Annotated in this window: 12 protein-coding genes; 10 read left to right on the top strand and 2 right to left on the bottom strand. The window is 69.7% G+C overall.

The window, feature by feature from the left end; all coding sequences use genetic code 11:
• Positions 1 to 203 precede the first annotated feature (203 nt).
• Together ACTWOL_RS07485 and ACTWOL_RS07480 are read left to right on the top strand one after the other, a co-directional pair.
• Positions 204 to 3,932 (top strand): DNA polymerase III subunit alpha, encoded by a 3,729-nt coding sequence (locus ACTWOL_RS07485; protein ID WP_474295621.1) that lies wholly within the window; start codon positions 204 to 206, stop codon positions 3,930 to 3,932.
• Entirely contained in the window at positions 3,929 to 4,912 is a 984-nt protein-coding gene (locus ACTWOL_RS07480; protein WP_474295619.1) for a DNA polymerase Y family protein, read from the top strand. The genes ACTWOL_RS07485 and ACTWOL_RS07480 overlap by 4 nt, the downstream gene beginning before the upstream one ends.
• A gap of 49 nt (positions 4,913 to 4,961) precedes the next feature.
• Here ACTWOL_RS07480 and ACTWOL_RS07475 read toward each other — a convergent pair whose 3' ends face one another.
• Positions 4,962 to 5,477, bottom strand: a complete 516-nt coding sequence (locus ACTWOL_RS07475) for a GNAT family N-acetyltransferase (protein ID WP_474295617.1) — start codon at positions 5,475 to 5,477, stop codon at positions 4,962 to 4,964.
• A 205-nt stretch (positions 5,478 to 5,682) separates the two neighbouring features.
• On the opposite strand from ACTWOL_RS07475, the gene ACTWOL_RS07470 reads away from it, so the two are divergent.
• From ACTWOL_RS07470 to ACTWOL_RS07440, 7 genes are all read left to right on the top strand, one after another.
• Positions 5,683 to 6,516, top strand: coding sequence for an SCO2525 family SAM-dependent methyltransferase (locus tag ACTWOL_RS07470; protein ID WP_474295615.1), 834 nt, complete (start codon positions 5,683 to 5,685; stop codon positions 6,514 to 6,516).
• Between the two features lie 64 nt (positions 6,517 to 6,580).
• Positions 6,581 to 8,422: an SCO2524 family protein gene (locus ACTWOL_RS07465; RefSeq protein WP_474295612.1), complete on the top strand. Its 1,842-nt coding sequence runs from the start codon at positions 6,581 to 6,583 to the stop codon at positions 8,420 to 8,422.
• Between the two features lie 3 nt (positions 8,423 to 8,425).
• Positions 8,426 to 9,343, top strand: a complete 918-nt coding sequence (locus ACTWOL_RS07460; protein WP_474295610.1) for an SCO2523 family variant P-loop protein — start codon at positions 8,426 to 8,428, stop codon at positions 9,341 to 9,343.
• Positions 9,340 to 10,296 carry an SCO2522 family protein gene (locus ACTWOL_RS07455; RefSeq protein WP_474295608.1) on the top strand — a complete coding sequence of 319 codons (957 nt, stop codon included), beginning with the start codon at positions 9,340 to 9,342 and terminating at the stop codon, positions 10,294 to 10,296. The genes ACTWOL_RS07460 and ACTWOL_RS07455 overlap by 4 nt, the downstream gene beginning before the upstream one ends.
• On the top strand, positions 10,296 to 11,267 hold the full coding sequence (locus ACTWOL_RS07450; RefSeq protein WP_474295606.1) for an SCO2521 family protein: 972 nt from the start codon (positions 10,296 to 10,298) through the stop codon (positions 11,265 to 11,267). Before ACTWOL_RS07455 ends, ACTWOL_RS07450 begins: the two co-directional genes overlap by 1 nt.
• A gap of 140 nt (positions 11,268 to 11,407) precedes the next feature.
• The gene (locus ACTWOL_RS07445; protein WP_474295604.1) at positions 11,408 to 12,274 is read left to right on the top strand and encodes a DUF6879 family protein; all 867 of its coding nucleotides are present in this window, start codon (positions 11,408 to 11,410) and stop codon (positions 12,272 to 12,274) included.
• A gap of 411 nt (positions 12,275 to 12,685) precedes the next feature.
• Complete coding sequence (locus tag ACTWOL_RS07440) at positions 12,686 to 13,591, top strand: esterase/lipase family protein (protein WP_474295602.1); 906 nt, start codon at positions 12,686 to 12,688, stop codon at positions 13,589 to 13,591.
• Between the two features lie 66 nt (positions 13,592 to 13,657).
• On the opposite strand, the gene ACTWOL_RS07435 is transcribed toward ACTWOL_RS07440, so the two are convergent.
• Positions 13,658 to 14,668: a lytic polysaccharide monooxygenase auxiliary activity family 9 protein gene (locus ACTWOL_RS07435; protein WP_474295600.1), complete on the bottom strand. Its 1,011-nt coding sequence runs from the start codon at positions 14,666 to 14,668 to the stop codon at positions 13,658 to 13,660.
• 456 nt (positions 14,669 to 15,124) lie between these two features.
• On the opposite strand from ACTWOL_RS07435, the gene ACTWOL_RS07430 reads away from it, so the two are divergent.
• The gene (locus tag ACTWOL_RS07430) at positions 15,125 to 16,486 is read left to right on the top strand and encodes a M4 family metallopeptidase (RefSeq protein WP_474295598.1); all 1,362 of its coding nucleotides are present in this window, start codon (positions 15,125 to 15,127) and stop codon (positions 16,484 to 16,486) included.
• The last annotated feature ends 543 nt before the right edge of the window (positions 16,487 to 17,029 follow it).

The raw sequence follows: 17,029 nt of genomic DNA, 5'->3' as shown, positions 1-17,029 counted from the left end.
CCGGTGGAGGGAGTCCAACGTGTCCGGTCCGACATTCCCCCGATGGCACCCCTGTGTGGGCGCCCGTGGATCGTCCGCGCAGGTGGGAGGGGGTGGTGTGGTGGGTGGGAGGTGACTGCCACGGTCATCGCACGAATGTTCGAAACTTGGTCTATGGTGGAGGTGAGGGGGGAGGTGAGAGCGGATTGAGCCAGGAGGTGCGGATGCCCGGTTTCACGCATCTGCACACCGCGTCCGGGTTCTCCGTGCGATACGGGGCCTCGCACCCGGAGCGGCTGGCCGAGCGCGCCGCCGAGCGGGGTATGGGCGCGCTGGCCCTGACCGACCGCGACACCGTCGCGGGGGCCGTCCGCTTCGCCAAGGCCTGTGCCAAGGCGGGGGTGCGCCCGTTGTTCGGCGCCGAGCTCGCCGTACGGGAACGGGCGGGAGATCCGGGGCGCGCGGCCCCCGGCCACGGGCCGGAACACAAGGAAGGCAGCCAAGGCGGCCGAGGCGGGCAGAGTGAGGTGCGCAACGGATACGAGGGGCGCGGGGAGGCCGGCGAGCGCGAGAGGCTCGGGGGACGGGGGCACGCCGAACGCCGGCGCACCCCGGTGCGTGGCGGGGCTTTCATCGATGAGTCGACTCCGCGGGTCACCTTCCTCGCCCGCGCCGGGGCGGCCGGCTGGGCGGAACTCTGCCGGCTGATCACCGCCGCACATGCCGCGGCCTCCGGCGGTCGGCCCGTGCTCGAGCGGGACGCCCTGGGCGATGCCGGTGACGGGGTCACCGTGCTGCTCGGCCCCGGCTCCGAGGTCGGCGCGGCGCTGGCCGCGGGCCGCCCCGACCGGGCCGCCCGGCTGCTCGCCCCCTGGCGGGAGCGCTACGGCGACACCCTGCGGCTCGAAGCCGTGCACCACGGGATCACGGGCACCGGACCCGGCTCGCTGCGGCTCGCCGCCCGTACCGTCACCTTCGCGGCCGAGCAGGGCGTCCGGGCCGTGCTGAGCAACGCCGTACGGTACGCGGACCCCGGCCAGGGCCCGGTCGCGGACGTCCTGGACGCGGCCCGCCGGCTCGTGCCGGTCGACCCGGCCAGGGGGCTGGACGGCGGAGAGCGCTGGCTCAAAGGGGCGGACGAGATGTACCGCACGGCCGAGCGGATCGCAGAGGCCGCCGGGTGGCGGCGCGACGCGGCGCACCGGCTGCTCGCCGTCACCGAGGAGACCGCCGCCGAGTGCCTCGTCGACCCCGAGGGCGATCTGGGCATGGGATACGCCTACTACCCGGAGCCGCATCTCGTCGGTGCCGGCCGGCGTACAGCGCAGCGCGTCCTCGCCTCCCGCGCCGCGGCGGGAATGGTGCTGCGCGGGTACGACCGGATCCCCGGTGCCCGTACCTACTGGGAGCGGATGCACTCCGAGCTGGACGTCATCGCCGCCCATGGAAACGCCACCTACTTCCTGACGGTCGCTCAGGTAGTCGACGACATAAGGCAGATGGGGATCAGGGTCGCCGCGCGCGGCTCCGGGGCGGGATCGCTGGTGAACCATCTGCTCGGCATCGCCCATGCCGACCCGGTCGAGCAGCACCTGCTGATGGAGCGCTTCCTGTCCAAGCGCCGGTTCGCGCTGCCCGACATCGACATCGACGTCGAGTCCGCGCGCCGGCTGGAGGTCTACCGCGCGATCATCGACCGCTTCGGTGAGGAGCGGGTCGCCGCCGTCGCCATGCCCGAGACCTACCGGGTGCGGCATGCGATCCGGGACGTGGGCGCGGCACTGAGCATGGACCCGGCCGAGATCGACCGGCTCGCCAAGGCGTTCCCGCACATCCGGGCCCGCGATGCCCGCGCCGCGCTGGAGGAGCTGCCCGAACTGCGCGAGGTGGCACGGGAGTACCGGCCGGACGGAGGCAGACACGGCAGGCTCTGGGACCTGGTCGAGGGACTGGACGCGTTGCCGCGCGGCGTGGCCATGCATCCGTGCGGGGTGCTGATCTCGGACGCCTCGCTGCTCCGGCGTACGCCCGTGGTGCCGACCAGCGGCCTGATCCCGCACAGCCTTCCGGGCGAGGCGGGCACTCCCTTCCCGATGTCGCAGTTCGACAAGGACGACGTCGAGGACCTCGGGCTGCTCAAGCTCGATGTGCTGGGCGTACGGATGCAGTCCGCGATGGCGCATGCGGTCGCCGAGGTCGAGCGGGCGACGGGGCGCCGGATCGACCTGGACGACCCGGAGCAGGTGGTGCCGGACGACCCGGCGACCTACCGGCTCATCCGCTCGGCCGAGACGCTGGGCTGCTTCCAGATCGAGTCCCCGGGCCAGCGCGATCTCATCGGCAGGCTGCAGCCCGCGGACTTCCACGATCTGGTCGTCGACATCTCGCTGTTCCGGCCCGGGCCGGTCGCCGCCGACATGGTGCGGCCGTTCATCGAGGCCCGGCACGGGCGTGCGCCGGTCCGCTATCCGCATCCGGATCTGGCCGGACCGCTCGGGGAGACTTACGGGGTCGTCGTCTTCCACGAGCAGATCATCGAGATGGTGAACATCCTGACGGGATGCGGGAGGGACGAGGCCGACCGGGTGCGCAGGGGGCTCTCCGATCCCGAGTCGCAGGGGCGGATCAAGGTGTGGTTCGCGCAGCGGGCGGAGCGGAAGGGATACACGGCCGAAGTGATCGCGCGGTCCTGGGAGATCATCGAGGCGTTCGGTTCCTACGGCTTCTGCAAGGCGCACGCGGTCGCCTTCGCCGTACCGACGTACCAGTCGGCGTGGCTCAAGGCCCACCATCCGGCGGCCTTCTACGCGGGGTTGCTCACGCACGACCCGGGGATGTACCCGAAGCGGCTGCTGCTGGCGGATGCGCGGCGGCGCGGGGTGCCGGTGCTGCCGCTGGACGTGAACCGGTCGGCGGTCGCCCATCACATCGAACTGGTGTCCGGTGGTGTCGATGGTGACCCGGGTGGCGGTCCGGGCGGTGGTTCCGCCGCTTCCCGGGCCGGCACCGGTGGTTCCCGGGACGGCTCCGGTGGCGAAGTGTGGGGCCTGCGACTGGCGTTCGCCGACGTCCACGGCATCAGCGAGGCGGAGGCGGCCCGTATCGAGGCGGGCCGGCCGTACGCGTCCCTGCTGGACTTCTGGGAACGTGCGCACCCCGGGCGGCCCGTGGCGGAACGGCTCGCGCAGGTGGGCGCGCTCGACGCGTTCGGCGCCAACCGCCGCGATCTGCTGCTGCACATCGCCGAACTGCACCGTACCCAGCGGGGCTTGGCGTCCCACGGCGGCCACGGTGGCCGGGGCGGTCAGCTTCCGCTGGACGGCGGCCGCGGCACCGCGTCCGTCGGCCTGCCCGACCTCGACGCGACCGAGCGGCTCAGTGCCGAGCTGAGCGTCCTCGGCATGGACGCGTCCCGCCATCTGATGGCGGACCACCACGCCTTCCTCGACGAACTCGGAGCGATCCCCGCGAAACGGCTGCGCGACGCCGAGCACGGCGCCACCGTGCTGGTCGCGGGTGCCAAGGCGGCCACCCAGACCCCGCCGATCCGCTCCGGCCGACGGGTCATCTTCACCACCCTGGACGACGGTACGGGCCTGGTCGACCTCGCCTTCTTCGACGACAGCCACGAGGCGTGCGCGCACACCGTCTTCCACTCCTGGCTGCTCCTGGTGCGCGGAGTGGTCCAGCGCCGCGGCCCGCGCAGCCTCAGTGTGGTCGGCTCGGCGGCCTGGAACCTCGCGGACCTGATCGAGATACGCCGCGAAGGGGGGCTCGACGCGGTGGCCGAGCGGCTGGCCGCGGCGGGCGTTCCCGGTGCTCCGGCTGCCGGCCGCAGTATCCGCATGTCCACCGGTTACGAGATGAACGCCTGGGCGGACCTCCGTCCGGCGGGCGAAGACACCGCGGCCACAAGGAAGTTGTGGCACCAGAGTCCGGGGAGTGCGGGATGACGGCAGAACCATCGATCCTGTGCCTGCGGTTCCGCATGCCCGGCGGAGACCCGCCGGACGAGGCCGCCTATGCGGGGCTGCTCGCGCTGCTCGGCGCGTTCACCCCGGTGGTCGAGGCCCTGCCACCGGACGGGGCGCTCGCCGATGTGCGGGGCGCACTGCGGTACTTCGCACGGGACGCCGCCGGACTCGCCGCGGTGATACGGGTGAGGGCACTCGCCCTGTACGGGGCCGACTGCGTCATCGGGGCCGGCCCCAACCCGCTGCTGGCCAGGATGGCTGCGCGGGAGGCCGGACCCGGCACGACCCTGGCGGTGGGCGACGCCGCGGAGTTCCTCGCCGGTCGCCCGGCCGCCGCGCTGCACGGGGTCGGCCCGGCGACCGCCCGCGCCCTGCGCGCGTACGGGCTCGACACCGTCGACCGGCTCGCCGCCGCGCCCCTGGCCGTACTGCAGCGCATCCTCGGTGCGCGCACCGGCCGCGAGGTGTACGAGAAGGCCCGGGGCATCGACCGCGCCCGGGTCGTCCCGAACGCCGCAGCCCGTTCCCTCGCCGCCGAACGTGCCTTCCCCCGCGATGAGCTGGACCAGGTCAGACGTCGCCGCGCCCTGGTCTCGCTGAGTGAGGAGCTCGGTGCCCGGATGCGTGCCGAAGGCCAGGTCTGCCGTTCGCTGACCCTCACGGTGCGGTACGCCGACCGCACCACGACCACCAAGTCCCGCGTCCTGTCCGAGCCGACCGCCCACTCCGCGTCCCTCACCGGTGCCGCATACCGGCTGCTCGACGGACTCGGTCTGCAGCGTGCCCGCGTCCGCGCCCTCGCCCTGCGCGCCGAGGGGCTGTTCCCGGCCGAGCACGCCACGCACCAGCTCTCCTTCGACCCGGTCGACGAGAAGGCACGCCGGATCGAGGCCGTGGCCGACCGTGCTCGCGCCAGGTTCGGGCCCCGGGCGGTCATGCCGGGCTCACTGGCCGCGTGAGGTCCCCCAATTTCCGTATGCACGCCCGAGGGGCGGGCATCGGCGGGCATCACAACGACAGTGCCATGACCAACCGGTCGTCCCCCGGGCCGAAGTAGTCACAATGACAGCCGAGTTTGTCGAAACCCATCGACTCATAGAGCTCGACGGCGGCGGTGTTGGCAGGCTCCACGGTCAGTCTGACCTCGCCCACCCCCTCGGCGCGCAGCCGCTTCAGCGCCTCCGCCATCAGCCACCGGCCGAGCCCGCGGCCCCGCGACCGGCGGTCGATGCCCAGGCCGAGTATCCAGCTGCGGGACTTGTCGGGAGCCGTGCCCATCAGGACGTATCCGAGCAGCTCGACCCCGTCGTCGAGCACCAGCAACTGCTCCCCGTAGACGTCGTAGAGCTGGCGCAGCACGAAGAAGGGATAGGCGTGTTCGGCGAAGACGTCCCGGTCGAGCCGCGACAGTGGAGTGAGATCGTCCTCGGTGACCGGTCTCACCCGCAGCGGTCGGGCCCGGGAGGCCGGGAACACCGCGGAGGCGGCGGGTGACGGGTATCGATCTCCGGGCAGAGGACTCATGCCACTCCCTCACGAAGGGGTCGGGAACGATGCGTCTCACCCGTACGGATGAGACGGCCGGATGGCCCGGTGCGGTGCCCGCTGCGCCGCGGGCGGAGGTGGTCGGATCAAGCATTGCCCGCTCCAGCAGGACCTTCAAGGCGGGATCGGGCCGCGGACGGCTCCGCGCAACGGCGCGCCCCCCGTGCTTCGGAAGTCTTGCGCAGTGCGGGACCTGACGGTGTTTTTCCATTACCATTGGAAGATGGTTCTGAAACCGACTGTCCCTCCGGCGATCTGCGAGTCTGAGAAACCGCAGGAGCTCAACGACGAGGCCGACTGGAACTCGTTTGACTCCAAGGCGTACGTTGATCACAACTATCGCACGCTGCGTTCCGACGACGAGGAGATCATTCGCATCGTCCGTGATTACTTCTGTGATCACTTTCAGCGGAACCCGGGTCGTCCTGATTCAGGTATTGACGTCGGCTCGGGTGCCAATCTCTATCCCGCCCTCACCCTGCTGCCCTGGTGCACCGGGATGACCCTGTTCGAACGGGCCGACACCAACGTCCAGTGGCTGGAGCACCAGGTGCCCGACTACGAGGCGAACTGGGACGCGTTCTGGGACGTCCTGTCCGAGGTGAAGCCCTACGCGGCGGTCGAGGACCCCCGCGCCGCGCTGCGCCTGGCCGCCCACGTCAAGCAGGGCAACCTCTTCCATCTGCCGGAGCGGCGCTGGCACATCGGCACGATGTTCTTCGTGGCCGAGTCGATGTCCACCGCGCTCGACGAGTTCCGCAAGGGCGTGCGGCGTTTCGCCGAATCCCTGATTCCGGGTGCCCCTTTCGCCGCCGCCTTCATGGAGGGCTCCCAGGGGTATGCGGTGGGTGGCGAATTCTTCCCCGCCTGCAGTGTCGGCGCCGATGATGTGCGGAACAGCCTTGCTCCCTTTGTGGAAGGCGAGGTTCAGATCTCCTCCATCGGAATTCCGGACGACCCCCTCAGGGCCGGATACAAGGGGATGATCGTGGCCTGCGGAAAGCGGAATTCCGCATGACCACCGTCTGAACCGGCGGTCGAATTTCTTCTTATACGGGGCACCAGTACGAGGGGTATGGGGGATGCAGATCAAGCCGCGCCAGCAACTGCTGGACATCTGGCGGGCCATTGCACGCCACTCGTTCGAGGACGGTGAATGGGACTGGGGTGAATGGGGCGGGCGCAGCAGCGTCGCGGACGCCGAGCGCCTGCTCTGTCTGATGTACCCCGCCACCGAGATCCCGGCGTTCCGCCTGGACGATCCGGACACAACGGACCGTGATGTGCAGGACACCCTCAAGGACGTCGGCGGCCGGCTGGAGATTCCGGGGAAGCTCGCCACGATCCTCGCCGAATTCATGCGCACGCACACCGCAGGCGACAAGCGGCCCAGTTTCGCGGGCGGCCACTACTTCGCACCGCAGCGTCCGGAGGAAGAACTCACCGAAGAACAAAGGGAGTTGGGCGTAGTCGACTCCTTCTCGATGTCGATCACGCTGTCCCTCGCCACGCTCGGATTCCTCAAGGTCTATCTCAGCAAGCCCCGGCGCGTGGAAGTGCGCACCCTCGCCGAGGAGCTCAGGGCCGCCACCGAGGCGAGGCTCACGGCGGCCATGGTCAGTCTGCTGCGCTCCTTCACCATCAACGTCTTCGACGCGGACGCCCCGCAGGGCCGCACCCTCTGCCGCCTCATCGGCCAGGGCCAGGTATCCGACCGGATCGTCGTCCAGCAGTTCCAGCGCCGCTTCAAGTCCCTGCGCGCGGTCCTGCGCGACCAGTTCGTCCTCGGTGTCGATGTCGCCGACGGCCTCAACGACGAGAACCAGCTCTTCGAATGCGGCTGGGCCTGGGGCCTGGTGCGGGACGCGCCCGTCGTCGAGACCACCGAGCCGATCGGGCCGCAGCCCGACGGCGTCGCCAAGCCCGTTCCGTACCTCTACTTCACCGTGGTCGCCCTCGACGGCATCCAGGACCTCTTCTCCGAGCGCACCCTCACCCTCGGTCTGCTCAACACCGAACAGCAGCGGCTCGCCGAGGCGTTGAGACTGCGCTGGGAGATCACCCAGCAGTACTGGTCGGGCATCGCCCGCTTCGGTGACGGCGCCTGGCCCCTGGAGGACATCCCCTGGCGCACGACCGGACAGCGGCTGGAATCGGAGTACTTCTCGCTCTGCGTCGGTGCCATTCTCGTCCATGACCTCGTCCGCCGGCGGGCCACCGACGACGACCTCACCCGCACCGTCGGGGTCATGGAGCGCCTCGCCGAGCGGGGGCGCATCACCAGCCGTATGACCCTGAAGGACCCGGCCGTCACACTCCACAACCCGGGCATCGCACTGCCCCTGCAGGGCAGCGAGGCCCTCGGTCCGCCCATGCAGTGGACGATGGCCGACTTCTCGGCACAACTGCTCAAGCGGACCATCCAGCTGTGCGCCCTGTCCCGCAACGTCTCCTCGCACGACCGGCTGCTGCGACTGGCCGAGCGGATCTTCGACCATATGTGGCAGCGCCGGCTGCGGAGCGGAGAGGGCGCCGGGCTCTGGGACAACGTCCACGCCACCTACCCCGACTCACCGGATCGCCCCGGACCGCTGTCCTGGAGCATCACCGAGCGCGTCACCGAGTGCATGGTCGCCGCACGGCAGCTCTACACCCAGTCGCCCATCCGCAGCGGCGACCTCTCCATCCTCGCCGGGGATCTGCTCAGTGAGGCCACCCACCTCCTCGGCAGCGAACAGCTGGAACCGACTTCCACCGCCGAGGGGTCCCGGGGGATCACACTGAAGAGCATCGAGGTCAAACTCCGGCGGGCGCGCCAGATCATCGACGAACAGCCGGGCACGGCCTACGCGCTGACCATCGAGGTGCTCAGCCAGCTCGACACACTGGCGCTGGCCAGACACACGGCTGCCAGGGGAGTGTGAACGGTGCTCGTTTTCGCCGCCTCCGACAAGGGGGGCACCGGCCGTTCCGTCACGAGCGCGAATCTCGCCTACCGCCGTGCGGCCGCCGGGGACGACGTCTGCTACCTCGACTTCGACTTCGGCTCACCCACCGCCGCGGCCGTATTCGACGTCCCCGGCGCCCTGCGCGGCATCGAGCAGGGCGGACTCCACTCGTATCTCCAGGGCAAGATTCCCGAGCCGGTGCGGATCGACGTATGGACCGACACGGAGCACGACGTGCTGCGTCACCGCCCCACCGGCGCCGGCAGTCTGCTGCTGCTGCCCGGTGACCTCAGCGGTGGCGAGTTCGCCGTCGGCAAGGAGAGCCTGCGCCGCTGCGTCGACCTCTTCCTCCGTCTGAACAGCGAGTTCGACCTGGTCGTGGTCGACCTCAGCGCCGGGCGCAGCTATGCCGTGGACATGGTCCTGGAGGCGACGTCCCAGCGTGAGATGCGAGCCGTCAAGGCACGCTGGCTCGTCTACCACCGGTGGACCAGGCAGCATGTCATCGCCGCCGCCGGACTGGTCTTCGGGCAGCGCGGCATCGTCTCCGGAGGAGTGGCCCGCGGCCATGACGAGGACGAACTGCGGGGCGCCATCCGCTTCGTCCGGGCCGCCGTCCCCGACCCGGAGTCGCCGCTGTGGTCGCAGGTGCCGCCCGCCCAGTCCGCCTGGATGCGCATGTGCGACCAGGAACTCAACGAACTCGCCGCCGATCTCGACGTCGGTTTCAGCAAGGTGCTCGGCTCGGTTCCCCTGGAGCCGGTGCTGCAGTGGCGTGAGCAGCTCATCACCGACGAGGACGTCCTGGCCAGCAGGATCGCCAACATGGAGACTTGGCAGGCGCTCGAGGAGCTCGCCGGAAAGCTCACCGACGACGAATCCTGGGGGCAGCCGTGACCGACGCCGTGTTCCGCGAGACGACGGCGGAACCCCGCACCCAGTCCGTGCCGCTCTCCCATGTCTCCCTGGAACTCGGCCACTTGTACATGGAGGACTTCGAGGCCGGACCGGAGCGACTGGGCGAGCACTTCGCGCTGGTCCGGCCCTGGACCGAAGCGGTACGCGCCACGGCGGCCGGACACGGCAAACGGGCCAGGGTGAGCACCTGCTTCCTCATCGACGACTACTTCACCCGTTTCTCCACTCCCGCCGAGCTCGTGCCCGTCCTGCTGGCCGAGGCGGAACGGCACGGACTGACCATCGACTATCTGGCCCGTGAGTCCGGATGTGCCGTCGCCGACGGCATCGGCGTCGCCGAGGCCGTGCAGCACCGGCTGGTCGAGTCACCACCGCCCGGGAGCGACGGCTCCCGCCCGCCGGTGCGGGAAATAGGGTGGCTCGCCAACGGCGAACGCACCCCCGGTGTGGAATCCCTGGAAGCCATGGCCAACGTCCCGTCGTGGCGCCCGCCCACCGAGACCGCGGCCCGCCGCCACTCGGTGTTCATGGACGTCGAGCTCTGGGACGACCTCGACCGGCGCCGCACCTGGTCCTGCCCCTTCCTGGCAGCCGTCTGGCAGCTGGCCCGGCTGGGACTGCTGCGCTACCGCGGAGAGCCGGTGCTGCGCCCACGGCCGTGGCCCGGCAAGGAGTTCCCGCACAGCTGGGACGACCTGCCCCCGCTCATCCAGCTCAATGCCTCGGCCGCGCCGTTCTCCGCCTACCGCACCCACTCCGTGCTGCCGTCCCGGTTCCTGCCCGTTGAGCACGCCGTGAGGGTCATCCTCAGCCAGGTCGAGGTGGACCCCGGAGCGTTCGGCCAGATCGCCGAGCGCTCCGCCCGCGAGGGCGTGCCGGTCCCCGACGGAATCGCCGACCGTGCCGGCTACGTCTTCTACCCGGGGCCCTGATGGGCGGGCGGGGGGAGCCCACGACGACCGTGCTGGCCTGCGGGGAGGTTCGCACCGGCCTGCTCCGGACCCTTCAGTCGCTGCCCGCGACCGCGGCGTGCGAACTGCTGCGGCTGCGTGCCGACGAGCGCGTATGCGTCTCGGAGCGTCCCAACCAGCACGCGGTGTCGCCCGATGTGCTCACGGGTGTGGACTGCCGGGTGCCGACGGCCTCCGGTGCGAAGGTGCGCGTCGTCGGCACCGTCGCCGCGCGTGCCGTGCTCACCGAGGGCCGGGTGCTCCAGGCCACCGCCCACTTCCGAGCCCCGGCCGCCGGCCCCGAACAGCGCCGGCCCTGGGACCACTACCTGGTCCGGCCCGGGGTACTGGAACCGCTCGGCCGGCTTCCCGAACGGGACACGGCCGAAGCCTTTCTGACCGGCCGGCAGCAGCCCGGCGAGCTCGACCTCGGAGCCATCGCCGAACGCCTCCTCGGGGACGTCATGCGGCATCCGCTGCTCGACCAGCAGACACCTTTCAAATCCGGGCGCACCCGGCTGCGCTGGACGGCCGTGCCGGCCCCGGACGGGGCGGAGCCGTCCATCGAGCGGTTCACCCTCGCCACTGACGGGTTGAGGACCGTGGAACTGCGACTGCCGGGGAACACAGATCCCTCCGCCGTCGCCGGGCTCTGCGAGGACCTCGCCCTGCACGACTGGCTGCTCACGACCCTCGTCAGGATGGTCGAGCGCAGCCGCCTCGGATCGGTGGACGGGCACGACGCCGTCATGGCGCTGCGCCCGGCCGTCGACCATCTGCTCCATCTGTGGATGCCCAAAGCACGTGTGGACAGGGCCCTGGGCCCGCTCTGGGAGGTGCTCGAAGGGGAACCGGGATTCACCAGGCAGTGGCAGACGCTGGTCCAGCGCATCAGGGACCAGTTGGCTCTGCAGGCCATTCCGTTGCTGCGCGAAGCCCTGACGGCACGCTGACGGGAGTGTGCGCGCGACCCGAACCGGGGGAGTAGAACGACTTGAACGCACCGACGACAGTGCAAGGAACGCCGGATGGCTTAGTCCGGCAGCAAGGGAGCGGCATACCGCCGTTCCTGCTGAAAGTACTGATCACGGCGGTGGTCGGAGGCATCACCTACGGACTGACCGCCTCCACGGACCAGCCCGAGGTGTGGAAGCTGACGGCTTCCATATTCCTCGGCGGTGCCGCCATGATCATTCAGTACATGATCGACTTCGAGCGCCGGCTCGGCGCCGTGGAAACCGGTCTGACCGTCCACAACTCCGAGATGAAGGCCCTGGTCGCCAAGGGGTTCGCCCAGATCAACCAGGCCACGGAACTGTTCGGGCTCGTCGAGGGATCGGCCCTGCGCGCCGACGGGGTGACGCGGCTCGTGCGCAACGCCACGGCCGTGGGCTCGGAAGGACCCCCGATCATCAGGGCCTTCGCACAGGCCGAGATCACCCGGCTCGCCACCCTGATGGCCAATCTCAACCAGCAGCACGCGGACTACGACGGGGAGGACCACGACTGGATCGTGTCGCTGACCCAGTGCGCCAATGAGGGCATCGACGCCACCAGCACCTCGGTGGACCATGACTTCTGGCCCACCGAACTGGGGCAGCGCTATCTGAGGGCGCAGCGCGACGCCATCCGCAGCCGCGGGGTACGGATCCGCCGGCTTTTCATCGTGAACACGCCCGACCAGATCGACGACGCACTCGAGCAGCTCGTCGAGCACCAGCAGAGCCTGGGAATCGATGTGCGCGTTCTGGCACTCTCCCAGCTCCCGCCGGTCGCCGGGATCGACACCACGAACGACTTCATCGTCTTCGACGGGTCACTGTCCTATGAAGTCGAGCCGGATCTGCGGGGAATGAACGCGAAGACCACCCTGGATCTGCGGGAGGACCGGGTGGCACGGCGCATCAAGCGCTTCGAGGAGCTCTGGGAGGCCGGGGAGGGGGAGCCGGGGGAGGACTGAACTGTCCGGCTCGGACGCTCCGGGCCGGCATCCGCTCACCGTACGGCCACCGGGATACGGCGTTCCCGGTGGCCGTACGCATGCCCTGACGCACCGCCCTGGCACAGGCTCTGGCGCATAGCCTGACGCGGGCCTGAGCGTCGGCGGCGAGGTCGCCGAGGGAGCGTTCCCGCACGACGGCAGGCACGAACTCCCCAGCCCGCGCACCTGTATTCCTGCCGCCGAAGTGGGCCGTCAAAGGAATCTTGACAAGCTGTCAATTTTTACCGACGCGTAACTTCCCAGTCCTGGTTACTCGTGCGTACGTTGTCAACAGCGCAGTTCTCACTTGTGGTCCGGGCCGCAGGGAAATCCCCACATCCCCACATCCCCAGTCATCGCCATTCCCTTGAGCCGCAAGGAGATCGCACGATGCTGCCCTGGAAAAGTGTGCTCAGACCCCTCGCCGCCCTAGCGCTGGCCGCCGCCATCGGTCTCACCCCCGCAGCCACCGCCACCGCCAGCCCCGCAACCACCACTGCCTCATCCGCAGCCACCCTCACCACCGCCACCGCTCCCAGCAGCGGCTGGAACGACTACTCCTGCAAGCCCTCGACCGCCCATCCCCGGCCCGTCGTCCTCGTCCACGGCACCCTGGGGAACTCCTGGGACAACTGGCTCTCTCTCGCGCCGTATCTCGTCCACCGCGGATACTGCGTCTTCTCGCTCGACTACGGGCAACTGCCGGGCGTTCCGCTCTTCCACGGCCTCGGTCCCATCGACAAGTCCGCAGAGCAACTCGACGCCTACGTCGACCGGGTCCTCGCCGCGACCGGGGCCGCCGAGGTCGACATCGTCGGGCACTCGCAAGGCGGGATGATGCCGCGCTACTACCTGAAGTTCCTGGGCGGCGCCGACAAGGTCAACGCCCTCGTCGGCCTCGCGCCCAGCAACCACGGAACCACGCTGAGCGGGCTCACGGGACTGCTCAAGTACTTCCCCGGCGCGGCCGACCTGCTGAAGGCCACCACCCCCGGCCTCGCCGACCAGATGGTCGGATCCGCGTTCCTCACCAAACTCAACGCGGGCGGCGACACCGTGCCCGGTGTGCGTTACACCGTCATCGCCACCAAGTACGACGAGGTCGTCACGCCGTACCGCTCGACCTATCTGAACGGGCCCGACGTCAGGAACGTCACGCTCCAGGACCTGTGCGCCATCGACCTCTCGGAGCATGTCGCGATCGGTCTGTGGGACCGGGTCGCCTACCACGAGGTCATCAACGCACTCGACCCCACGCACGCCACACCCACGAACTGCGCGTCGGTCTTCGAGTAGTCCGCACAGGAAGCAGGCCGGGAGCGCCGCGCATCGGCGGTGCCCCCGGCCCGTCGTCGCACGGGCTCAGCGGGAGGCCTTGCGGCGCACCGAGCCGTAGACCACCGCCGCTCCGACCAGCACCACCGCGGCGCCACCCGCGGCCAGATAGGGCGTCGCGCTGCTGCCTCCGGTCTCGGCCAGGTCCACGCCGGCGCTGTCGACCTGGGCGGCACTGCCTCGCGAAGCCCGCTTCGCCTGGGCGTTGTCCGGCTGCGCGGCGGAGTCCGTCCCCGTACCGCCGGAGGCCGCGGAGGGGTGCGCCGGCTGACCGGCCGTACCGTCACCGCCGTGGCCGCCGTGGTCCACCGTGGACTTGCCGGCCCCGTCCGCTATCTGGCCGTCGCTCGGGGCGGACGCGGTCGGCGCGGCTCCGCCGCCCTCCGGGGCGGAGCCGCCGTTGTCCTGGCCGAACACCACGTCCGAGCAGGTGTAGAACGCCTCGGGCGAGTCCGAGCGCTGCCAGATCGAGTAGATCAGGTGCCGCCCCGACTTGCTCGGGACCGTCCCGTCGAAGACGTACTCACCGTTGACCAGCTTCGGGTCCGCGACCTTGGCGAAGGGCCTGGCCTCCAGGTCGGACCACTTCAGCGGCTTCGACGGGTCGTACCCGTCCTTGGTGAGGTACAGCTCGAAGGAACCCTTGTGCGGGGCGGTCCCCTTGTAGCGGAACGTATGGGTGCCCGCGGTCAGCTTCGAGGCCGGCCAGTCGGCGCGCGGCAGATCCAGCCCCTTGTACTTGTCGCGCCCGGCACTGCAGAGCTTTCCGTCGGGGATCAGCTGCTGGTGTCTGCCTGCGGCATCGCCGATGTTGACCTCGTTCCAGTCGTAGAACGCCTGCGCGCCACTGGCGGCCACCGCGGCCTTGCACGCGGCCGACTTCGGGCTCTCGGGCCCCTCGGCGTAGCACGCGGACACCCGGCTCACGGGATCCGTCATCGACCCGTGCGCGACGGCCGGTGAAGCGGTCAGGGCGGTCAGCGCGAGCGGTACGGCACCGAGCGCGGCGACGCCAGCGGCCCTGCGGCGAGCGGTCATGGTGAGGATCTCCTATGGCAGCGGTACATGGGGAAGGACCGGAACGCGAGACCACCCCGGCGGCCGGTGCCCGCAACCACTGCGGCACGGACGCCTCCGGCCTCGCCTCCGACGACCAGCAAGCTAGCCCCCCGGCAACGGGGAAATCCCCTGCTGGGAGCGGGAGGCGGGGATCCTTATGCTCCCTTTAAGGAAGGGGTAAGGACGGGCTCAGGAACAACACGCAGCGCGCATGAACGACCACGTCGTTCGAGGATGTCTTCGTCCGTGGTTGTCGCGGAGAGCCGCCTCGTGCCGCGTTGGGTCGGTCCCTCTGGAGGTCGTTGCTGCTCATCTCCATGACGGCACCAACTACGCTTTACTCACGGTAATTTAACAACGCGCTCACGGTAATTTCACACCGCGGGTTTCGCCGGAAAAGGCAACCTCATCTCACCCTTGGCACTCCTATCCGCCGTGAGAAGAACATGGAAAACCATTGTGTCGGCAGCGACTGTGACCGTTCTGAGCACAACCGTGGCTCAGGCAGCGAGCCCACCGAGCGCGGGGCTCGGGCACGGTTACCACAACGGTGACGTGAAGATCAGCACGACCCGGAACGCCAACGGTGACTTCGAGTTGGTGGACCCCGGGCGCGGTGGTCTCCAGGTGCGCAATCTGGCCAACGGCTACCTCAACGGCTGGGGCACCGGCAAGCCGTCGTCGGACGCCGACAACGTCTGGGGCAACGGAAGCAAGGACGACCGGCAGACCGGCGATGTGGACGCCTACGTCGCGGCCTCGCGGACCTGGGACTACTTCCTGAAGCAGCACGGGAGGCGCGGTATTGCCGACGACGGCGTGGGGGTCCGGGTGTTCACCGACGTGGGCACGCCAGAGGATCAGGTCTTCGGTCAGTACGACCCGGAGTGCGGTTGTATGGTCCTGGGCCCGGCGGCTGGTGGTAATGCCGCATGGAGCCCCACCGACGTGGTGGCGCACGAGATGACCCACGGGATCACCGGCATGACCGCGGGCCTGGATCTGAACGGCGAGGCCGGGGGCCTGAACGAGTCCACGAGCGATATCTTCGGCACCCTGGTGGAGTTCTCGGCGAACAACGGCAAGGACCAGCCGGACTACACCATCGGTGAGGGCGTGAGCGGCAAGCCCTTGCGGTACATGGACGATCCCACCAAGGACGGGGCGTCCAAGGGCTGCTGGACGCCGGGTGTGGGAGGGGGAGACGGACCCAATCACCACATCGGTGGAATCAGCAACAAGTTCTTCTACCAGTTGGCCGTGGGCAGTGGGAAGTCGCAGTGGGGGGACAGCCCGACCTGCGGTGGAGCACCGGCGGTCAAGGGTATCGGCAACGACAAAGCCGGGAAGATCTGGTACCGCGCGCTGACCCGTTATCTGATGCCCAACTCCAACTTCTCCGGTGCCCGCGCCGCGAGCCTGCGCGCCGCGGCCGAGTTGTACGGCAAGGACAGCACCGAGGCCAAGACCGTGGCCGCGGCATGGCTCGCGGTCGGGGTCGACGGCAGCGACCCGGTACCCCCGGCTCCGCAGTCCCCGGCGTTGAAGATGGTCAACGGCCAGTGGACCAAGGTCGGTGCGGAGGTCAGGGTGTCGCTGCGGGCACCCGACCCGCAGCGCCAGTGCGTCACCTTCACCGCCACCGGCCTGCCCCCGGGGCTGACTCTGAACAAGGCCACCGGTGTGGTCACCGGCAAGCCCACCAAGCAGGGCACATTCGAGGTCACGTTCACCGCGGCCGATGCCGATGGCAACACCTCCAAGCGCCAGGCGGGCTGGGAGGTCGAGCCCGGGTGAGTGACCGGCCGTCGGCCCGGTGGTCCGTGAGCTGACGGACCACGCTGTCTGATCGTGCCCGCACCGGCCCTGTACTGCTCAAGCCATGGGCGGTACAAGGCCGGTTCGGCACGTGTGGACCTTTGGCCGAGGACGCCGGCCAGTGCCACGACGGCGGGGACACCGTGCAATTCCGCCTATGGGTCGACGGGAATCGGTCACATATGATCAGCCCTCAGAGGTGGCGCCTGCCTCGTGGGCGTCGATGCCGAAGTAGCGTTGTGACTGTGGCACGGTGCGTCGACGGTGGCGGAAGCCAACGACCGTCCGCAGGGGGACACCGGTCTCTGTGCCGCCCATCTGCGTCATTCCAAACACAACTTGATTAGGGGGCTTCTGACGGATCTCCGTGGCGTCGCGACGCGCGGCACGCCCCCACGGCCTTACGGCGTGGGAGGTACCCCCACTCGCCGCACCGGCCGAAAGCCCAAGTACGTCCAGTACGAGGGCTTCCGGCCGGCACTCCGAGAGCACGCACCGGACGCCGCTCCTTCCTCCACGGAG

The sequence above is a fragment of the Micromonospora sp. IBHARD003 genome (genome assembly GCF_056106285.1).
This window is presented reverse-complemented; position numbering and strand designations above follow the sequence as displayed.